This window comes from Micromonospora sp. NPDC049836, from assembly GCF_044465125.1.
In the GTDB taxonomy this organism is placed as follows: Bacteria; Actinomycetota; Actinomycetes; order Mycobacteriales; family Micromonosporaceae; genus Micromonospora.
In genome coordinates this window covers 34,632-54,018 of record NZ_JBITLH010000014.1, presented here as the reverse complement: position 1 = coordinate 54,018, position 19,387 = coordinate 34,632, and the positions used below count along the sequence as shown (strand labels likewise).

General features: G+C 72.7%; 22 protein-coding genes. 4 read left to right on the top strand and 18 right to left on the bottom strand.

Annotated elements, in window-relative coordinates; genetic code table 11:
• Positions 1-40: 40 nt before the first annotated feature.
• The 5 genes from pheA to ACIBPB_RS28420 form a co-directional block, all read right to left on the bottom strand.
• On the bottom strand, positions 41-997 hold the full coding sequence (gene pheA, locus ACIBPB_RS28440; protein WP_396842522.1) for a prephenate dehydratase: 957 nt from the start codon (positions 995-997) through the stop codon (positions 41-43).
• A 10-nt stretch (positions 998-1,007) separates the two neighbouring features.
• Positions 1,008-1,502: a hypothetical protein gene (locus ACIBPB_RS28435; RefSeq protein WP_396842596.1), complete on the bottom strand. Its 495-nt coding sequence runs from the start codon at positions 1,500-1,502 to the stop codon at positions 1,008-1,010.
• Between the two features lie 118 nt (positions 1,503-1,620).
• Entirely contained in the window at positions 1,621-2,010 is a 390-nt protein-coding gene (locus ACIBPB_RS28430) for an ACT domain-containing protein (RefSeq protein WP_396842521.1), read from the bottom strand.
• 76 nt (positions 2,011-2,086) lie between these two features.
• Entirely contained in the window at positions 2,087-2,539 is a 453-nt protein-coding gene (locus ACIBPB_RS28425) for a hypothetical protein (protein ID WP_396842520.1), read from the bottom strand.
• A 218-nt stretch (positions 2,540-2,757) separates the two neighbouring features.
• Positions 2,758-3,495 (bottom strand): hypothetical protein, encoded by a 738-nt coding sequence (locus ACIBPB_RS28420; RefSeq protein ID WP_046568726.1) that lies wholly within the window; start codon positions 3,493-3,495, stop codon positions 2,758-2,760.
• A gap of 163 nt (positions 3,496-3,658) precedes the next feature.
• Between ACIBPB_RS28420 and ACIBPB_RS28415 the strand changes: the two genes are divergently transcribed.
• Positions 3,659-4,873: an arginine deiminase gene (locus ACIBPB_RS28415; RefSeq protein ID WP_357318923.1), complete on the top strand. Its 1,215-nt coding sequence runs from the start codon at positions 3,659-3,661 to the stop codon at positions 4,871-4,873.
• Here ACIBPB_RS28415 and ACIBPB_RS28410 read toward each other — a convergent pair.
• The 12 genes from ACIBPB_RS28410 to ACIBPB_RS28355 all read right to left on the bottom strand — a co-directional run bounded on the left by ACIBPB_RS28410 (position 4,860) and on the right by ACIBPB_RS28355 (position 16,920).
• On the bottom strand, positions 4,860-5,744 hold the full coding sequence (locus tag ACIBPB_RS28410; RefSeq protein ID WP_396842519.1) for a DUF5926 family protein: 885 nt from the start codon (positions 5,742-5,744) through the stop codon (positions 4,860-4,862). The two genes, ACIBPB_RS28415 and ACIBPB_RS28410, sit on opposite strands and share 14 nt — an antisense overlap.
• A 61-nt stretch (positions 5,745-5,805) precedes the next feature.
• Entirely contained in the window at positions 5,806-6,225 is a 420-nt protein-coding gene (locus ACIBPB_RS28405; RefSeq protein ID WP_396842518.1) for an ATP-binding protein, read from the bottom strand.
• A gap of 61 nt (positions 6,226-6,286) precedes the next feature.
• Positions 6,287-7,741 carry an ATP-binding protein gene (locus tag ACIBPB_RS28400; protein ID WP_396842517.1) on the bottom strand — a complete coding sequence of 485 codons (1,455 nt, stop codon included), beginning with the start codon at positions 7,739-7,741 and terminating at the stop codon, positions 6,287-6,289.
• Positions 7,742-7,913: 172 nt separating this feature from the next.
• Entirely contained in the window at positions 7,914-8,702 is a 789-nt protein-coding gene (locus tag ACIBPB_RS28395; protein ID WP_396842516.1) for a glycerophosphodiester phosphodiesterase, read from the bottom strand.
• 13 nt (positions 8,703-8,715) lie between these two features.
• Positions 8,716-9,051 carry a rhodanese-like domain-containing protein gene (locus tag ACIBPB_RS28390; RefSeq protein ID WP_396842515.1) on the bottom strand — a complete coding sequence of 112 codons (336 nt, stop codon included), beginning with the start codon at positions 9,049-9,051 and terminating at the stop codon, positions 8,716-8,718.
• 27 nt (positions 9,052-9,078) lie between these two features.
• Positions 9,079-10,017 carry an LCP family protein gene (locus ACIBPB_RS28385; RefSeq protein WP_396842595.1) on the bottom strand — a complete coding sequence of 313 codons (939 nt, stop codon included), beginning with the start codon at positions 10,015-10,017 and terminating at the stop codon, positions 9,079-9,081.
• A 190-nt stretch (positions 10,018-10,207) separates the two neighbouring features.
• Positions 10,208-11,413, bottom strand: coding sequence for an LCP family protein (locus ACIBPB_RS28380; RefSeq protein ID WP_396842514.1), 1,206 nt, complete (start codon positions 11,411-11,413; stop codon positions 10,208-10,210).
• A gap of 203 nt (positions 11,414-11,616) precedes the next feature.
• A complete protein-coding gene (locus ACIBPB_RS28375) occupies positions 11,617-12,858 on the bottom strand; it encodes an LCP family protein (protein ID WP_396842513.1) in 1,242 nt (413 codons plus the stop codon).
• A gap of 74 nt (positions 12,859-12,932) precedes the next feature.
• Complete coding sequence (locus ACIBPB_RS28370) at positions 12,933-13,913, bottom strand: UDP-glucuronic acid decarboxylase family protein (protein ID WP_396842512.1); 981 nt, start codon at positions 13,911-13,913, stop codon at positions 12,933-12,935.
• Positions 13,914-14,003: 90 nt separating this feature from the next.
• Complete coding sequence (locus ACIBPB_RS28365) at positions 14,004-15,677, bottom strand: cation acetate symporter (protein WP_396842511.1); 1,674 nt, start codon at positions 15,675-15,677, stop codon at positions 14,004-14,006.
• Complete coding sequence (locus ACIBPB_RS28360) at positions 15,655-16,023, bottom strand: DUF485 domain-containing protein (RefSeq protein ID WP_396842510.1); 369 nt, start codon at positions 16,021-16,023, stop codon at positions 15,655-15,657. Before ACIBPB_RS28360 ends, ACIBPB_RS28365 begins: the two co-directional genes overlap by 23 nt.
• Positions 16,024-16,179: 156 nt before the next feature.
• Entirely contained in the window at positions 16,180-16,920 is a 741-nt protein-coding gene (locus ACIBPB_RS28355) for a flavin reductase family protein (RefSeq protein WP_396842509.1), read from the bottom strand.
• A 425-nt stretch (positions 16,921-17,345) separates the two neighbouring features.
• Here ACIBPB_RS28355 and ACIBPB_RS28350 point away from each other — a divergent pair, with 425 nt between their 5' ends.
• The 3 genes from ACIBPB_RS28350 (at position 17,346) to ACIBPB_RS28340 (ending at position 18,739) form a co-directional block, all read left to right on the top strand.
• On the top strand, positions 17,346-18,131 hold the full coding sequence (locus ACIBPB_RS28350) for a Scr1 family TA system antitoxin-like transcriptional regulator (RefSeq protein WP_396842507.1): 786 nt from the start codon (positions 17,346-17,348) through the stop codon (positions 18,129-18,131).
• Entirely contained in the window at positions 18,128-18,313 is a 186-nt protein-coding gene (locus ACIBPB_RS28345; protein ID WP_396842505.1) for a DUF397 domain-containing protein, read from the top strand. The genes ACIBPB_RS28350 and ACIBPB_RS28345 overlap by 4 nt, the downstream gene beginning before the upstream one ends.
• Positions 18,314-18,481: 168 nt before the next feature.
• Positions 18,482-18,739 carry a hypothetical protein gene (locus ACIBPB_RS28340; RefSeq protein WP_396842504.1) on the top strand — a complete coding sequence of 86 codons (258 nt, stop codon included), beginning with the start codon at positions 18,482-18,484 and terminating at the stop codon, positions 18,737-18,739.
• Between the two features lie 158 nt (positions 18,740-18,897).
• Here ACIBPB_RS28340 and ACIBPB_RS28335 read toward each other — a convergent pair whose 3' ends face one another.
• A complete protein-coding gene (locus ACIBPB_RS28335; RefSeq protein ID WP_396842503.1) occupies positions 18,898-19,386 on the bottom strand; it encodes an SRPBCC family protein in 489 nt (162 codons plus the stop codon).
• Between the last annotated feature and the right edge of the window lies 1 nt (position 19,387).

Genomic DNA, 19,387 nt, shown 5'->3' with positions numbered 1-19,387 from the left:
CCGGGCGCCGGGGCCGCGCCGACCGGGCGGCCCCGGCGCCTCAGCTCAGCTCGCCGGCGCGCAGCCGGGCCAGCCAGGCCGCCGCGTCGGCGTAGTCGGCGTCGGAGAGGCCGGCCGGCGCGGGGACCGGCCGCTCGCTCGCCGCCGGGCTCCAGCGGTGCCGGGGGTACGAGCCGAGGAAGCGGACCCCGGCGCTGACCCGGCGCAGTCCCTGCAACGCCTCGCCGAGGCGTACGTCGGCGACGTGGCCGGTGCAGTCCAGGAAGAAGACGTACCGGCCCAGCGCCTCACCGGTCGGGCGGGACTCGATCCGGGACATGTTGATGCCCCGCACGGCCAGTTCCATCAGCACCGACAGCAGCGCGCCGACCCGGTCGTGGGCGAGGTAGACCGCCAGCGAGGTGACGTCGTCCCCGGTGGGCGGGGGCGGCGGGCCGGGGCGGGAGAGCAGCGCGAACCGGGTCACCGCGTCCGGATGGTCGGCGATCTTGTCGGCGAGCACGGCGAGCCGGTGCCGGTTCGCCCCGATCGGGGCGCAGATCGCGGCGTCGTACTCGCCGGCGGCCGCGCCCGCCGCGGCGGCGCCGTTGGAGAGCACGTCGACCACCGTGGCGTCGGGCAGGTGGTCGCGCAGCCAGTTCCGGCACTGGGTGGAGGCCTGCGGGTGCGCGGCCACGCTGCGCACGGCGGCGAGCGGCGTCTCCGTGCGGGCGGCGAGCACGAACTCCACCGGCAGGATCACCTCGCGGGTGATCACCAGCGGTGCGCCCTCGGCCAGTTCGTCCAGGGTCACCCCGACGGCTCCGCCGATGGAGTTCTCCAGGGGCACCAGTGCGGCGTCCGCCTCCCCGGCCCGTACGGCGTCCAGCGCCTCGCCGACGCTGCGGGCCGGCGTCCGGTCGCCCCGCTCGGCGGCGGGGACGGTACGGAGCGCCTGCTCGGCGAAGGTGCCCTCGGGACCCAGGTAGACGAAGCGGGTCGGCGGTGTTCCCGGCATGCCGACCAGCCTACGCACCCGGGGTGCCGGCGCAGGCCAGGGTACGGATGCCGGGCGGGCCGGCGGCGCGGACCTCGACCGAGCAGACGTCCGTGCCGGCGGTGACCAGCTTCAGGGCGCTCGGCCCGCCCCGGGTGACCACCTGGAGTTCCTCGTGCCCGGTCACCTCCAGCACGGTGTACTGCCAGTCGCCGGCGCAGAGCGGACCGGTGCGCACCCGGACCCGGACGTCCCGGGGCAGGACGCCGGCCGCGCCGCGCAGCAGCGACACCACCCGGTCGCCGGAGGGCCCGGCCGGGCAGGGGTTCGCGATCAGGTCGCTGGGGGTGGGCAGGGGCACCGGGGCGGCCGGCGTGTCGACGGTCGTCGGCGGCGCGCTCGGGGTGGGGGTCGCGGTGGCCGTGGCGGTGGCGGTGACCGCCGGGGTGCTGGACTGCCGCAGCTCGGGTGGGGCACCGCAGCCGGCCAGCGCGAGCAGGGCGGCCAGCGCCGCCGGGAGGCTCAGGCGGGTGCGGACGGCGGAACAGGGTGGGGTGGGCACGGTCCGATCCTCGACATCGACGTATGTCGTTCTGGCCTGCTGGCCGAGCCCATCGTAGGAGGATCCCCGGTCGGGGTGAAGGTCACTTGTGCACCCGGTGCCCGGCCCGTTCCAGGGCGCTGGTCGCCTCCGCCAGCCGCACGCTGGGCACCAGCACGTGATCGGTGTCGTAGGTGGAGAAGGCCACCACGTTCACCCGGGCCTGGGCGAGCGGGCCGACCAGGGCGGCGAGGATGCCGGTCAGCGGCAGCTCCTCCGGGCCGACGATCCGTAGGCAGCGCCAGTCGGTCTCGACCACCACCTGGGCGGGCGCGCGGTCGACCGGGCAGATCAGCGAGCTGCCCTCGGCGGTCCAGGTGACCGTCACCACGTCCCCGTCGGCCAGCCCGTCCCAGAGTTGCGGCGGCAGGGTGGAGCCGGCCGGCAGGCGGCACACGGCGTACTCGCCCGGCAACAGCGCGACATCGAGCATGGGGGCACCCTATGGCCTCGGCGCCGGCCGCCCGGTCGGCGCCCGGTGCGGCGTCCGTCACCTGGCCGGCGGCCGGTCAGATCTTGGAGAAGAAGGTGAGGGCGCCGGCCACCTCGCCGTCGGCGAACACCGGCGTGGAGATGGCGTCGACCGTGGTGCCGGCCTCGTCCGGCCCCATGACCCGGAGCAGGCCCCGGGCGAGCTGCTTGGAGTGCAGGGCGAGCAGCGGCGCGATCTTGTCGGTGTCCTGCTCGGTCAGCTCGCTGGGGCGGGCGGTGAAGTCGACCAGGCGCAGGCCGCCGGCGAGCAGCGGCCGCCCGATGACGTCCTCCGGCGCGCCGAGGCAGAGCAGCGCGCAACCCGCGGACGAGATGGCCAGCACGTTGGTGTCGGCGTCGATCAGCAGGCAGGGCTCGGCGGCCCGGGAAACGGTGGCCGACCACTGCCCGACGTTGTCGGACTCCTGCTCGGACGAGGTCCCCGCCGTGGGCGCGAACACTTCCGAGAGCGAGAGCTCGACGTGGGCCACCGCGCCTCCTAGGTACACCGACGGTCTGTCCACGCTAGCCGGTCGTCAGGCCGCTCGCCGACCGCGTCGGGCCCGGCGGCCGTCGGTGCTGCCGGGGGCGTCGGCCGGACGGGAGACGGGTGTCGGCGCGACGGATCCCCGGTGTGGACGGCCGGCGACGGCGTGGCCGACGGAACCACCGGGGCGGATCCGCGGACCGCGTGGCGTCGCCGGAGACGTTACCGCCGGGCGGCCCGCTTGTCAGCGGCCGTTCGGCCCTCCTCATACCACCGGTAGTCGGCCGCTGGACGGTACGTGCCGTTCAGCCAGGTGTTGGGGTGCTGGGCGACCCGGGACAGCTTCTCGGCGGTGGCCGGGCTGATCCGGTTGCCGCCGGCGACGAGCAGCCGGTCCAGCTCCCGGTGGGTGGCCATGAGGCAGTCCTTGGGCAGGCCGTACACGCTGATCACCCCGGAGCCGACGAAGGTCAGCACCGGGGTGACCGGGATGGGCAGGCCCACCGCGTCGGAGAGGGCCTTGCTGGCCCGCTTGGCGTCGCGCCGGGCTTCGGCCACATAGGGCGGGCGCTTGCCGTTGATCTGCACGACGTCGCCGGCGACGAGCACCCGGGCCCGGCCGTGGTCGGCGATGGTGACCGCGAAGAGTCCGCTCGGCCCGATGGCGAGGAAGCCGGCCCGGTCGTCCTGGCCGCGGTCGAGGAGGACGTCGACGGCGTCCGTGCGGGGCCATTCGATGACGTGCCAGGCGGGCCCGAGGTGGTCGAGTTGGCCGAGGGCGCGGGCCCCGGCCGCCTCCAACCGGCGGGCGCCCCGCTCGGCGCGGCGGCGGCGGGCCCACTCCAGGGGCGTCGGCCGGGCCGGTTCGAGCACCGAGGTGGACTCGGCCCGAGGGTGCGGCACCGCGACGGGCGGCAGTGCCCGGGTGGGTACGGCTCGACGAGCGGGAAAGACAGTCATCGCGACCTCCGGCAAAAGGTCTCTCGAAGTTATGTCTCCACTACCCTACGTTGCCTACCCGGGGGCTCGGCAAGTTGGAGCGCCGGAATGAGTGCGGATGAATGCCATATTCATTCACACTTCTTTTCCCGGATGGTGCGGAAGCCTGTCCTACGCTGCGAAGGTGACCCACTACGTGGACAGCGAGGTCGGTCGGCTCGGCACCGTGCTGTTGCACCGCCCCGGGCCGGAACTCGCCCGCCTCACCCCACGCAACAACGACTCCTTGCTCTTTGACGCTATCCCATGGGTGGGAAGAGCACAGGAGGAGCATGACGCCTTTGCCGCCGCCCTGCGCGACCGCGGGGTGGAGGTGCTCTACCTGGCGACCCTGCTGGCCGAGACGCTCGCCGTGCCGGACGCCCGGGCCGAGCTGACCGAGCTGGTGCTCCGTTCGCCCCGGCTGGGCGACACCCTGCGCCGGCGGATCACCGACCACCTGGCCTACCTCGACCCGGCCGCGCTCGCCGACGTGTTCATCGCCGGCCTGGCCCACGAGGAGCTGCGGATCGGCCCGGACCGGCCGGGCGGTCTGGTCTGGACGCTGATGAACCGGCACGACTTCGTCATCGACCCGCTGCCCAACCTGCTCTTCACCCGCGACTCGTCGGTCTGGATCGGGGACCGGGTCGGGGTGACCAGCCTGGCCATGACGGCCCGCCGCCGGGAGACCAGCCTGACCGACGCGATCTACCGCCACCACCCGCGCTTCGCCGGCACGCGCTTCCTCTACCACCCCGAGCTGGAGCACCTGGAGGGCGGCGACGTCCTGCTGCTCGCCCCCGGGGTGCTCGCCGTCGGGGTGGGCGAGCGGACCACCCCGGCCGGGGCGGAACGGTTGGCCCGGCAGGTCTTCGCCGCCGGCCTGGCCCACACCATCCTGGTGGTGCCGGTCGCCCAGGAGCGGGCCACCATGCACCTGGACACGGTCTGCACCATGGTCGACGTCGACGCCGTGCTGATGTACCCGAACATCGCCAGCACGCTCTCGGCGTACACGGTGATCGCCGGGGCGGACGGCGACGAGCTGCGGGTGGACGGCCCGGCGCCGTTCCTGCGGGCCGCCGCCGACGCGATGGACCTGGACCAGCTCCGGGTCATCGACACCGGCCTCGATCCGGTCACCGCCGAGCGGGAGCAGTGGGACGACGGCAACAACACCCTCGCCATCGCGCCCCGGCTCTGCGTGGGCTACGAGCGCAACGTGGAGACCAACGCCCAGCTGGACCGGGCCGGCATCGAGGTGATCGCGATCGCCGGCTCGGAGCTGGGCTCCGGCCGGGGCGGCCCGCGCTGTATGTCCTGCCCGCTGGTCCGCGAGCCGCTCAGCGCAGGGTGAGCTGCCGGCCGAGCAGGCCCTGCCGGGCGCGGCGGGCGGCGGCGTCCAGCGGTTCCTTCTCCTCCAGCGCCTCGGCGTAGCGCTTGGCGAACCCGGTGACCGGCTCCTCCCAGTCGGCGGCCGGGACGTCCTCGGGCAGGTCCCAGACCGGCACCAGGCGGCCGTGCGCGCGGAACATGCCCGCGAAGCGGGTCTGCTCGCCGAGGGTCAGCGCGCCGGCGGCGCCCAGCCGGGACAGCGCGTCCAGCGCCAGGTCCTCGTCGTCCGGCAGCACCCAGCGCACGTGCGCCTTCTCCGGCACCTGGCACCAGTACGCGGCCCGCGCCGCGGCCAGCCGGACGGTCGGGTAGACGGCCGCGTTGGCCCGCTCCAGGGACGCCTGCACGGTCGGGTCGTCGGTGGCGCCCGGGTCGAGCCAGAACTCGAAGCCGTCGTGCATGCTGATCTCCAGCGGACCGTCGACCAGGATGTCCTGGAGGCGGGGGCCGGGGCCGGGCAGCGGGGCCACCGACACCTGCCCGCCCGGCTCCGCCCGCAGGGCGCTGAGCAGGGCGTCGGCGAGATCCCGGGAGACGTCGCCCGACTGCTGGTGGCGCTGGAGGCCGATGAGGACCCGCCCGTCGGGCTTGGTCATCGCCGGGGCGGCCATCGGCAGCACGGTGGCCAGGGTGACCGGGCGGTCGCCGTACTCCTCGACCAGCTCCGGGGCCAGCCGCAGCGGCGCGGAGGCGGCCGGGACCAGTTCGCGCAGGGCGATCCACTCCGGCTCGTCGACCAGACCCTCGAACGGTCGGGGCACGTAGATGTCGCGCACCTTCTCCCGCTTCGGGGTGGGTTCGGCGGCCCGCTGGTTCTTTCGACGCTTGCTCACGGCGAGACAGCCTAGATGCCGGGACGCGCCGGCGTGGGTAGGACCCGTCGGGCCGGGCCGGTCAACCGGCCGGGACCAGGTCGGGCCGGGTGGAGCGGACCGGGTCGAACTCGGCCCAGACGCTCTGGCCGAGGCCGTCCCGCTCCACGCCCCAGCGGCTGGCCAGCCCGGCCACGATGTGCAGCCCGCGCCCGTCGACGGCGTCCGGGGCCGAGGGTCGGATCAGTGGGCCGGCGACCGATCCGCCGTCGGTGACCCGCAGCTGGACGGCCTGCCCGCCGTCGGAGGCGGCCCGCAGTCGCCAGGCGACCCGGACCACGCCGCCGGGCAGCGGCTCGGCGTGCCGGACCGCGTTGCCCACCAGTTCGGCGAGGACCGCCACGAGGTCCGCCAGCCGGGCGGGGGAAACCAGCGCGGCCAGTTCGTCGGCGAGCCGGTGCCGGGCCAGGCGGGCACCGGTCGCGTGGTGGGGCACCACCACGCACCACGATCGTTCGGCCCAACCCGTCGCCACCGCTGTCCCCTCACCCCCGGTCACCTGGTCAGCCCCGGGGCAGCCGCACCTCTGCGACCGTACCCCCGCCGGCTCTCGGTCGGAGGGATACCCATCCATTCTGTTGTTCAACGATCTGGCGGACGAGATAGAGACCCAGCCCGGCCCCCGGATATCGGCGCCGGTCGCCGGACTCGCCCTGCCAGAACCGGTCGAACGCCCGCTCCACGTGCTCCGGCCGGATGCCGATGCCCCGGTCGGCGACCCGCAGGGAGACGGTCCGCTCGTTCGCCTCGGCGGACACCTCGATCGGGGTGTCCGGCAGCGAGTACTTGCCGGCGTTGGTGCTCAGCTCGGTCAGCACGGTGGCGACGCTGTGCCGGTCGCCCAGCGCCTTGGGCAGGTCGGCCGGGAGGTCCAGGACGACCCGGTGCCGGACGTCCGCCGGCAGGTCGGTCACCGCGGTGCGCAGCGCCTCGGCCAGGTCGAACGGGGCGGCCGACTGCTCGCCGGGCCGGTTCTCCGTGGCGGCGGTGAGCAGCCGGTCGACGAGCCGGGCCAGCTCGTTGGCGCGCTGCCCGATGATCCGGGCGGCCTGGCGCCGGTCGCCGTCGCTCAGCGACTCCCAGTGGTCGGTGAGGGTGTCCGCGTACCCCTTGATCACGGTGACCGGGGTGCGCAGCTCGTGGCTGGTCACCGCGACGAAGAGATCCCGGTCGTGGTCGCGGCGCTGCTGGTCGGTGATGTCCCGGAAGGTGACCACGCGCAGCGCGCCGGGACCGGGCAGCTCGCCGGCGGTGATCCGCAGCCAGCGACCGTCCGGCAGCCGGTGGTCGAGCACCTGGCCGGAGGGCGGGAGCGGGAACGGCAGCGGCCGGTTCAGCGCCTCGCTCGCCGGCCGGCCGGCGACCTGCACGGCGGCCGGGTTCCAGAGCCGTACGTGGTGCTCCCGGTCGACCACGGCGAGGCCGTCGGCCAGCGCGGCGACCACCGGGCCGTCCCCGTGGACGGGCAGGCCGGACTGGTCGCCGTACATGTGGGCGATGCAGGCGGCGACGTAGCCGATGACGGCGCGCTGGGAGGCGTCGAGCCGGTCGCCGGCCGGGTAGAGGGCGTGCAGGCTGCCGACGGTGAGGCCGCCGACCTTGGCCCGGGCGACGATCATGCGGTGCAGCCCGCGCCCGGCCAGCTCGTCGGCGAGCGAGCCGGGGATCGTGTCCACCGGGATCTCCCGTAGCGGCGGGCCGGAGAGCAGGCAGACGGTGGTCGGGTCGGTGGGCGGCAGGGGGTGCCCGATGACGAACTCGGCGCTGCCGGTGGCGGCGATGACCCGGCCGCCGGCCGGGGCGAGTTCCACCCAGACCAGGCCGGCCGCGCCGACGGCCGGCTCGACCACCCCGAGCAGCCGGTTGAGCACCGGCAGGCCGGCCTCCCCTGAGTTGATCATGGAGATGACGCGGGTGTGGCCGGCGATGAGGGCGGGGTAGTCGGTTCGCTCCGGCATGTCCCGAGTGTGCCCCGCCGCCCGGTCGCCGGACACCCCCGCCCGGCCGGGCGGGACCGGCCACCGGGTGGACCCCCCACGCGGCGGGCGCCGGGGCGGGACCGGCCACCGGGTCGATCCGCCGCGCGGCGGGTGCCGGGGCGGGACGGGCCACCGGGCGGGCCGGCGGCGCTCAGCGACCCAACCGGGCCAGGGTCAGGGCGGGCCGGTCGGTGATCACCCCGTCCACCCCGGCGGCCAGCACCAGCTCCAGGTCCGCCGGCTCGTTGACCGTCCAGACGTAGACCTGATGGCCGGCGGCCCGCAGCGCGGGGACCAACTGCGGCCGGGCCCGCAGCAGGCCGATGCCCGGCCCGGCGATCGGGGCGCCGAACGGCAGCCGGCCCAGCCGCAGCCAGCGCGGCAGCACCTCCAGCAGCAGCACCGTGGGCAGGGCGGGAGCCAGCTCACGGATCCGGCGGACGGCGAGCGGGGAGAACGACATCACGGTGACCCGGACCGGGTCGTCCGGGCCCGGCTCGGCCAGCCCGTACCGGCGCAGCATGCCGACCAGGCGGCGTTCCACGTCCCGCCCGTACCGGGTGGGGTGCTTGGTCTCGATCAGCAGCCGGACCGGCCGGCCGGCGGCCAGCACGGCGTCGAGGAGCCGCTCCAGGGTGAGCAGCCGGGTGTGCGACTCGTCGAGCGGTTCGTCCCCCTCGGCGAGCACGCCGGGGTGCCACGAGCCGAAGTCGAGCAGCTCCAGCTCGGCGAGGGTACGCGCGCTGACCAGGCCGTGGCCGTTGCTGGTCCGGTCCAGCCGGCGGTCGTGCACGCACACCAGGTGCCCGTCCCGGGTGAGCCGGACATCGCACTCCAGCCCGTCGGCGCCCTCGTCGAGGGCGCGCAGGTACGCGGCGAGCGTGTGCTCGGGCAGGTCGTACGAGGAGCCGCGGTGCGCGAAGACCAGTGGAATGGTCATGGCCGTGGAAGCCTCAGACCACCTGGCCCGGCTGCCCGTCGTCGGTGACCACCGGGCGGCCGGCGGCGGCCCACTCGCCCATCCCGCCGTCGACGTTGCGCACCTGGTCCCAGCCGTTGCGCAGGAGGTAGGCGACGACCTGGGCGGAGCGGCCACCGGAGCGGCAGATCACCGACACCTCCTGGTCGTCCGGCACCTCGCTCAGTCGCGCGGGCAACTCGGTCATCGGCAGGTGGTGGGCGGCCGGCGCGTGGCCGGCGGCCCACTCGTCGTCCTCCCGGACGTCGAGCAGGTAGGTCTCGTCGGGCACGGCCGACGCGGGCACGCTGGGAACCTGGGGTCCGAACACGGGGACAAGCCTAGACGGCCGGTCCGCTCAGAGCCGGTTGACCCAGCGGGGATTGGCGGCGGCCCAGTCCGGCATCCGGGTGGCCCGCAGCGCGTCGAAGAGCCCGCCGCCGCCGCTGTCGAGCACCACGTACGACACCTGGTCGATGGTCTGCGGGTAGGACGGGACCTGCACCCCGCGCAGCGCGTCCGCGGGCAGCGAGCGGAGGGCGAAGAGCAGGTCTTCCAGGGGTACGCCGTTGCTGTCCAGGGTCAGCGCGCCGCCGACGGCGCGGAGCACCCGGTCCAGCTTCACCGGATCGCTGCGCAGGTGGGTCTCGCCGGCCTTGTCGAGCACCGCCCGCAGCATCTGCTGCTGGTGCCGCTGCCGGTCGTAGTCGCCGCCGGGCAGGTCGTAGCGCTGCCGGACGTAGTCCAGCGTCCGTGCGCCGTCCATCTGCTGGCAGCCCGGCTCGAACTGGGTCTTGGTGTGGATCGACCGGACCGGGGTGTCGACGCACATCCGGATGCCGCCGAGCAGGTCGATGACCTGCTTGAAGCCGGAGAAGTCGATCAGCGCGGCGCCGTCGAAGCGGGTCCCGGTGAGCCGGGTCAGGGTGGCGGAGAGCAGGCGGGCCCCGCCCGCGCCGCCGCCGCCGTGCTCGTACGCCGCGTTGATCTTGTCCTGGCCGCCGCCGTAGCCGGGCGCCGCCGGGATGGCGACCAGCAGGTCGCGGGGGATCGAGATGAGGTACGCCTGTCGCATGCCGGCCGGCACGTGCACGATCAGGATGGTGTCCGAGCGCTGGTCCTCGGGGTTGGTGCCGGCCCGGTGGTCGGAGCCGATCAGCAGGTAGTTGAGGGCCCGTGAGAGGTCGGTCCGGGGTTGCCGGGCGCTCGCGTCGAGCAGCTGTTCCTTGGTGACGGTGCGGTCGTACCGGTTGGTGAGCCAGTGCAGCCCGGCCAGCCCGACGGTGGCGAGCAGCAGCAGGGCGAGGCCCGCGCCGAGCAGGAACCGGCTGCGGCGGCCGGGTCGACCCCGCCCGCGTCCGGTCCGTGCTGGCCTGGACGTGACACCCTCCCCCGCAGCCGTGACGACGTGAGACCTGCTCACGTCAGGCTACGGGCCGGAACTCCGGCGGTGGCCGCTTTCCCGCAGCTACCGCCGGGTCACCGGGTCACTTCCGGGTGGAGAGCACGCTCGGGTTCGCCACCACGAAGTCCGCGAGCTTGTCCTGCTTGACCGCGCGGAACATCTCCATGCTCAGCTCGTTGAGTGCTTCCCGGCCGCTGGCGTTGGTGGCGTAGGTGCCGCCGTTGGTCCGCAGCGTGACCAGGTCGTTCCCGTTGAGGCCCTTGAGGGTGTAGATGAAGTCCTCCATCGGCACCTTGCCGGTGTCGAGCATGAGCGACTCGCCGGCCGCCTTCATCATGGCGTTGAGCTTCAGCGGGTTGGTCAGCATGCCCTTCTCGGTGGCCTTCTTCGCCATCGCCTTGATCAGCTGCTGCTGGTTCTGCTGCCGGTCGTAGTCGCTGTTCGGCAGGCCGTAGCGCTGGCGGGCGAAGTCGAGCGCCTCCCAGCCCTTCATCTCCCGGCAGCCCTTCTTGTGCACCACCGGGGTCCTCGGCTTGCCGGTCTTCTTCGCGTCCGCGTTCCACATCGGCTTGCCGTCGACGTACGACATGTGCTTCGAGGTGACCTTGTGGTTGACGCAGATGTGCACCGTGCCGAGCTGGTCGATGATCTTCTTGAAGCCGCCGAAGTTGATGATCGCCGCGCCGTCGAAGCTGACCCCGGTCATCGACTTGATGGTCTTCGCCATCAACTGGGCGCCGCCCTCCCAGCCGCCCTTGTTGCGGGCGCCGATCTGGAAGGCCGCGTTGATCTTCTCCACGCCGCCGTCCCAGTTGCCCTTCGGCCAGCTCGGGATGTGCGCCTCGGTGTCCCGGGGAATCGAGATCAGGTACGCCTGGTCGTGGCTGGCCGGGATGTGCAGGATGATGATGCTGTCCGAGCGGACGTCGTCGGCGTCCCAGCTCGCCCGGGCGTCGACGCCGAGCAGCAACATGTCGATCGGGCCTTCGAGGCTGCTGCCGCCCTCGGCGTCGCTCTTGCCGGCGTCGCCGATCAGGTTGCCCTGCTTGATGTTGCTGGTGGCCTGGCCGATCACCGCCTTGCTGCCGACGATCGCCAGACCGCTGGTCATCATCAGCACCGCACCGAAGATCACCGTGAGCTTGGCCCAGAGTGGGTCCTTGCGCTTGGTCCGCTTCCGCCCGCCACCGGCACCGCCGGGGCCGGGCTGGGTCGGGATGATGGGAGGCACCCGGCCGGGTGCTCCAGGATCAGGTGACTGAGGGCGACGGCTGGTCTGGACCGGCATGCGTGCTCCAGCTCGGTGATCGGGGGCGGGACCACTGTACGTATCTGTTGCCGTTCTCGCGACCTCGTGTACGGGCTATTCCCACACATCTTGGCAATCGCGCCGATAAATTGACCGAACGGATGATTGAATGCGGCCGGTCGGCGGTTGGCTCGACACCAGACGAGCCTCGACCGCCGACCGGTTGCGTGTTTCCCGCGTCGTCAGCCGCCGTTGCCCGGGTCGCTCTTCTGGTTGGCCCGCACCCAGTCGGCCATCTTGTCCTTCGCGATGGCCTGGTACATCGCCAGCGCTTTCTCCCGGTCGGAGACCACCACCGACTGGCCGTCGACGTCCTGGCCGCCGAGGTTCGGGCTGGTGATGAAGGTCAGGTTGTCGCCCCGGAGGCTGCGGAACTGCAGCGCCATGTCGGTCACCGAGAAGCCCTGGTCGACGGTGGCCGCCGCGGTCACCGCCTGGAGAAAACCGTTCAGCTTCTTCGGGTTGGTCAATGTCCCGGTGCTGGCCGCCTTGTCCATCAGCGCCTTGAGGAACTCCTGCTGGTGGCGCATCCGGGCGAAGTCGCCGTCGGGGAACTGCTTGCGCTGCCGCACCCAGTCCAGCGCCTCGGCGCCGTCCATGTGGTTCACGCCCTTGGTGAACGTCCGGTACGGCTTGTGGATCGAGGTGATGGTCCGCTCCACCTTCAGGTCCACCCCGCCGAGGGCGTCGGTGACCTCCTTGAAGCCGCCGAAGTCGATCGCCATCACGTGGTCGATCCGGACATCGGTGAAGCACTCCACGGTCTTCACCGCCAGCGGCAGGCCGCCGAACGCGAAGGCGGCATTGATCTTGTTGCGGGAGCCGGAGTCGCAGGACGCGCCCGCGCTCTCCGGGATCGGCACGTACAGGTCGCGGGGGATGGAGACCAGGTAGGCCTGCTTGTGGTCGGCCGGCACGTGCATGAGGATCAGCGTGTCGGCGCGCCACTTGCCGGCGCCGTCCAGCGGGGCGTCCGGGTCGCGCGAGTCGCTGCCCACCATGAGGATGTTCAACGCGCCCTCGACCTGCTTCGCCGGCCGACCGCCGGTGATCTCCGAGAACGGGTCGGTGCGGGCCAGGTCGCCGTTGAGGTTGCGGGCGTAGAACCAGGCGCCGATGCCGCCGAGCAGCGCGAGCAGCAGCACCGCGACGCCGGCCACCAGGCCGATCCGCCCCCAGCGCGGGCGCGGGCCACGCCGGCCCGGGGTGCCACCCGGTCCGCCGCCCGGCCCGCGCGGGCCGGCCGGTCCGCCGGGGCCACCCGGCCCGTCCGGGCCGGGTTGTTCGTCGTACGACGGGTACCAGCGGGCCCCGGTGGCACGGGCGCGCCCGGCGGCGTCCCGGCCGGGGCCGGGGACCTGGGCGCGGCCCGAGTTCCGACTCAGGTAGGGAAACGGCGCGCCGGCAGACGTGGTGGCGGACATGTAACCGAGGGTAGGTCGGCCGGGCCACCGACGCCCTGAGGTGAGCGCGGGTGTCAGCCTCCTCCCAGGGGGAGTCAGTACCCTAGCCGGCCGCGGAAGTAGTCGATGGTGCGGCGCAGCCCCTCTTCGGGCGCCACGGTCGGCTCATATCCGAGCAGTTCACGGGCGAGGGTGAGATCGGGCCGCCGCTTCTCCGGGTCGTCCGCGCTCCGGGTGATGTAGGTCACCTCGGACCGGCTGTCGGTGAGTGACACGATCAACTCGGCGAGTTGCCGCATGCTCAGCTCGTGCTCGGTGCCGCAGTTGATCGGGCCGGTCTCGGTCGAGTCGAGCAGCAGCAGGATGCCGCGCACCAGGTCGTCGACGTAGCAGATCGAGCGGGTCTGCTCGCCGGTGCCGTGCACGGTGATCGGCTCGCCGCGCAGCGCCTGCGCGACGAAGGTCGGGATGGCGCGGCCGTCGTCCGGGCGCATCCGCGGGCCGTACGTGTTGAAGATCCGCACGATCGCGGTGTCGGTGCCCCGGCTGCGGTGGTAGCCCATGGTGGCCGCCTCGGAGAAGCGCTTGGCCTCGTCGTAGACGCTCCGGATGCCGACCGGGTTGACGTTGCCCCAGTACGTCTCCCGCTGCGGGTGCTGCTCCGGGTCCCCGTACGCCTCGGAGGTGGAGGCCATCAGGAACCGGGCGCCGTCGTCGGTGGCCCGCTCGAGCAGGGCCAGGGTGCCGACCGAGCCGACCCGGAGGATCTCCACCGGCAGCTTCTCGAAGTCGGTCGGGCTGGCCGGCGAGGCCATGTGCAGGATCGCGTCGAACCGCTCGGCCAGGGCCGGGTGGTGGGTCGGCAGCCCGTCGGAGATGTCCGCCTCGACCAGCGTGAACGCCGGGTGGCCCAGCAGGTGGGCGACGTTGTCCTTGGAGCCGGTGATGAAGTTGTCCAGCGCCACCACCGTGCAGCCGCGTTCGATGAGCCGGTCGACCAGGTGCGACGGGACGAAGCCGGCGCCACCGGTGACCAGGATGCGGTGTCCGGTTCCGAAACGGGGAGCGACCTTCATGCCGGCCAGCCTATAGCGCGGGAAGGGGCCCCCTCCCGACGCCTCGCGTCGTGGAGGGGGCCCCGGTTGACCGATCCGGTGGGGTGGTGCTCAGTGCGCGCCCGCGCCGGTGAGCGAACGCACCTCCAGTTCGGCGTACTTCTCCTCGTCGCTCTCCTTGGAGAGCAGGGTGCCGATCCAGCCGCAGAGGAAGCCGACCGGGATGGAGATGATGCCCGGGTTGGACAGCGGGAACCAGTGCCAGTCGTGGTCGGGGAACATGGCCGTCGGCGCCCCGGAGACCACCGGGGAGAAGAAGACCAGCACCACGGCGGCGATCAGGCCGCCGTAGATCGCCCACACCGCGCCGGAGGTGTTGAACCGCTTCCAGAACAGGCTGTAGAGGATCGCCGGCAGGTTGCCGGAGGCGGCCACCGCGAAGGCGAGCGCCACCAGGAACGCCACGTTCAGGCTCTGCGCGAAGATCGACAGCACGATCGCGATGGCGCCGATCACCAGGGCGGAGATCCGGGCCACGTTGACCTCCTGCCGTTCGGAGGCGGTGCCGTCCTTCACCACGTTGGCGTAGAAGTCGTGGGCCAGGCTGGACGACGAGGCCAGGGTCAACCCGGCGACCACCGCCAGGATGGTGGCGAAGGCGACCGCCGCGATGATCGCCAGCAGGGTCGCCCCGCCCAGATCACCGCCGAAGAAGTCCTTGCCCAGCGCCTCGGCGAGCTGCGGCGCCGCCGTGTTGCCGGCCTTGTCCTGCGCGGTGATCGCCTTGCCGCCGACCAACGCCGCCGCGCCGAAGCCGAGGGCCAGGGTGAGCAGGTAGAAGGCGCCGATGATGCCGATCGCCCAGAGCACGCTCTTCCGGGCCGCCTTGGCGGTCGGCACGGTGTAGAAGCGGATCAGGATGTGCGGCAGGCCGGCGGTGCCGAGCACCAGCGCGATGCCGAGCGAGAGCAGGTCCATCTTGCTGTAGAAGGTCTTCAACGCGTCCCCGGGCGTTTCCACGCCGTAGCGCAGCCCCGGTTCCAGGAACGACGCGCCCTTGCCGGACTGCTTGGCCGCGTCGCCGAGCAGCGCGGAGAGGTTGAACTTGTAGTGCGCCAGCACCAGCAGGGTCATCACGATCGCGCCGGTCATCAGCAGGAACGCCTTGACGATCTGGACGTACGTGGTGCCCTTCATGCCACCGACCGTGACGTAGATGATCATCAGGGCGCCGACCAGGATGATCGTGGCCACCTTGGCGGTGTCCGCGTCCATGCCGAGGAACGTGGTGCCCGGCTTGATGCCGAGCAGCAGGGCGACCAGCGCGCCCGCGCCGACCATCTGGGCCAGCAGGTAGAAGATCGAGACGGTGATGGTGGAGACCGCCGCCGCGGTACGGACCGGCCGCTGGCGCATCCGGAAGGCCAGCACGTCGGCCATCGTGTATCGGCCGGAGTTGCGCAGCAGTTCGGCGACGAGCAGCAGCGCCACCAGCCAGGCGACCAGGAAGCCGATCGAGTACAGGAAGCCGTCGTAGCCGTACAGGGCGATGATGCCGGCGATGCCCAGGAAGGACGCGGCCGACATGTAGTCGCCGCCGATGGCCATGCCGTTCTGGAAGCCGGAGAAGGACCGGCCGCCGGCGTAGAAGTCGGTGGCGGTCTTGGTCTGCCGGCTGGCCCAGACGGTGATGGCCAGCGTGATCGCCACGAAGATCAGGAAGAGCGTGATGGTGAGGTTGCGGGCGGTGGTGCTGCCCGCCTCAGCCGCGAGGACCGTGTTCATGGGTCACCTCCCCCATCTCGGCGCGGATCCGGTCGGCGACCGGGTCGATCTTCCGGTCGGCGAACCGGGAGTAGAGCCACGCGATGACGAACGTGGACACGAACTGGAGCAGGCCGAAGACGAGCGCGACGTTGACGTTGCCGAAGAGCTTCGCGCCCATGAAGCCCCGCGCGTACGCGGAGAGAATGACGTAGAGCGCGTACCACAGGAAGAACGCGACGGTCATCGGGAAGATGAAGCCGCGCAGCGCGCGCCGCAACCCGGCGAACTCGTCCGAGCGTTGTACGGCGAGGTACCGCTCGGCCGGGGACTCGGCCGGCGCGGAGGCAGGCGTGTCCGTGGACATCTGTGGATCACCACCTTCACAGGCGTCGGGGATTTTCGCGCACGGTAGAGAGCGCGCTCCCCTCCGGGGAAGGCTCGGATCGGCCATGGTCAGCGGTTGCGCCGAACGGCACTCCGGCTGCGCCGAGTGACCCAGGTCACTCCGTTCAACGGCACGTCAATTCGTGAGTTCGCGGTACCGACCCCGGTAGTGCAGCAGCGGAGCGGTCTCCTCGGCCAGCTCGACGGCCTCGACGGTGGCCTCCACCAGCAGGCCCCAGCCGTACTCGCGGGCCGCGTCGAGCCGGCAGCCGGCCCACCCGCCGGCGTCCGACGGCACCGGCCCGTACGGGGTGTCGGTCCACGAGCCGATCGCGAAGAGGCCACCCGGCGACGGGAACAGGCCGGCGAAGCGGTCGGCGAGCTGCCGGTGCGCCGGCCCGAGCTGGGCGACGGCGAACCGCCCCGCCTCCTCGACCGCCGCCCACAGGTCGGACTCCGGGTCGACCAACCCGAGCAGCCGGTCCGGCTCACCCTCGGCGACCAGCGTGGACGAGACGGTCAGCCCGGCCGGACCCGGCGCGGTCCAGAGCGTCACGGGGGCCGCCAGCCGGCCGCGCAACCGGCGTGCCGGCGAGCGTTGCCCGGCGGGCACGGCGAACGGGTCGGTGTGGTGGATCTCGGCACCCGGCTCATGATTCACGTGAAACATTGTGCCGTCCCCGGCCCGCGCCCAACCCAGGAAGCGGGCGTGCAGGTCCGTCGCGCCGGGCAACTGGGTGTGCGCCTCCGCCAGCAGGCCACCCAGATAGACCAGCAGCTCCACCCGGTCGTGGCGGTACTCCGCCAGCAGCGCGAGCCGGGCCGGCTGGCACGGCCAGGGCGCCCCGCAGGCCCGGCAGCGCCACGCCGGCCGCATCGGCAGGTGCGCCCTCGCCGTCCCCGCCGTCCTCGCCGGTTTCGCCGTCCCTGCCGGTTTCGCTGTCCCTGCCGGTTTCGGTGTCCCTGCCGGTCTCGCCGTCCCCGCCGTTTTCGCCGTCCCTGCCGTCCCTGCCGCCCCCGCCGGCGACGCCGGCTCCGGTCGTTTCGAGATCTTGGAGAGATCCGGCCCCTCTGGGGGCCACTTCTTTCCAAGATCTCCGTTTCTTGTCGTCATCGGTACCTCCCGGGAGGGGTCGCCCCGGCCGGGGGAAGGGCCGGGGCGACCTGCCGCTGGACCGGTCGGCGGGTCATCGCCTCCACCGGCCGGGCCGCGTGTCTCCACCCTGGACTCGGGCCTGCGGACAGGGGAGGATGCCAGGGCTTACTACGCAGCGCGGTCGCGTACTTACCGGAGAGGTAAGGATGAACATCGAGATGTGGATCCGGGCGCTGAAGGCCGCCCGGGCCAGCGCGGAGGTCTCCCAGGAAGGGCTGGCCGGGCTGATCAAGTGGAGCCCGTCCACCGTGGCCGCCATCGAGACCGGCCGCCGCCGACCCACCCTGGAGTTCGCCGTCGCCGCCGACCAGGCCCTCGGCACCGGAGGCCTCCTCGCCGGCCTGCTCAGAAAACCCGAAGGGGACCGCTCGCCAACGTGGTTCCTTCCGTGGCAGGGCTACGAGCAGCAGGCGATCAGGTTGCGCAACTTCGAGCCATGCCTGATTCCTGGCTTGCTCCAGACGGAGGAGTACGCACGGGCGATCGTCTCGGCTGGCGGTGTGCATCGCCTTGATCGAGTCGAGCAGGTGCTCGCGGTGCGGATGAGCCGCCAGGATCTGCTACGGCGCGCCGAACCGCCGGACTGCGTGTTCGTCATCGACGAGAGCGCACTGCGGCGCCCTGTCGGCGGGCCAGCCGTGATGGACCGCCAACTCGGGCACCTGCTGGAGGCAGCCGAGCTGCCGCAGGTGCGCCTGCACGTGCTTCCGCTTGAGGTGGGTGCCCATATCTCCATGGGAGGCGGTTTCGTTCTTGCGGAACTGCCCGGCAATGAACACCTGCTCTGCCTCGACAATGCGGCACGCGGCCAGATCGCCGACCATCCGGAGTGGATTAGCTTGATGGTGCGCAAGTGGGAGAGCCTGCTGGGTGAGGCGCTGTCCGAGCGCGCTTCCCTGGACCTCCTCCACAAGTTGAAGGTGACGCCATGACCGTCCCCTCGCCGGATTGGCGCAAATCGAGCAGGTCGCACGACTCCGGCAACTGTGTCGAGGTGGCGGGCAACGTGCCGGGGGTTGTGCTGGTCCGGGACAGCAAGGATCCGTCGGGACCGAACCTCGCCTTCCCGCCGGCCGCCTGGCGGGCCCTGGTCACCAACCTCCGCCGGCCGTGACCAGCCTCTGCCGGCCGTGACCAGCCTCCCCGGCCGTGACCAGCATCCGCCGGCCGTGACCAGCCTCCCCCCGCCGTGACCAGCCTCCGCCAGCTCTGACCAGCCTGCGCCAGCTATGACCAGCCTCCCCCGGGCCCTGGCTCGACCGGAGCGCCTACCGTGACGGGCATGTCGATGATCCCGCCCGAGCGACTCGCCAGGGAGCGGGTGGTCAGCGCCGAAGCCGTCCTCGACGGCCGGCTCGACCTGCGCGTCTACCCGTACCGGCATCTCGTGGTCACCGCCCGGCGCGGCTGGGGGCACAGCGGCTTCCAGCCGCTGCTGGAGGCCGTCGAGCACCTGTGCAACTACGGCTGGGAACTGGTCAACATCACCACCATCGGTGACGGCCACCAGTTGTACGCGGCCATCCGCCGCACCGCCTGAACCGCGAATCCCGGGCCACCCCGGCGCGCCGCGAGCAGACCGGCGAGCGACCCTGGGCGGCGGGCGATGTGGCGCACCGAGCGGCGCTGCGCACCGAGCGGCGCAGGCAACGGAGCGACGCAGGGCGGCGAGCGCGTTGGGCGGCGAGTTGGCGCGCGTCAGGCCGCGAGGGCGCGGCGGGCGGCGGCCAGCACCTCCGGGTCGGCGCAGCCGGCCGCGTAGCCGGCGATCCGGCGGCGGATGTCCCAGCCGAGCAGGCGTACCCCGATCCACTCGGCGACCGGGCGCAGCGCCGCCGGCCGGCAGCGGAAGTTGTACCGCCAGGTGGCGACCGTCGTCCCGGGATCGGGCCCCGGGGCGAACCGCCAACCGCCGCCGAACCGCTCGAAGAACCACGGGCCGCGCACCATCTTCATGCCCACGTTGCTCGGCGGGGCGTACGAGACGTACTCGCTGACCATGACCAGGCCGTGCCGGGACCGGGTGAAGGTGCGTACCCCCTTGCCCGGCCGGGTGGCGCCGGCCAGGAAGTGCTGCTCCCGGACGAACGGGTCCCACCGGTAGCGAACCGGCGCCACCGTCTGCGACACGGCGAAGGCCAGCTCCGGCGGCACCGGGACGGTGACCACGGCCTCGACGACCGGCATG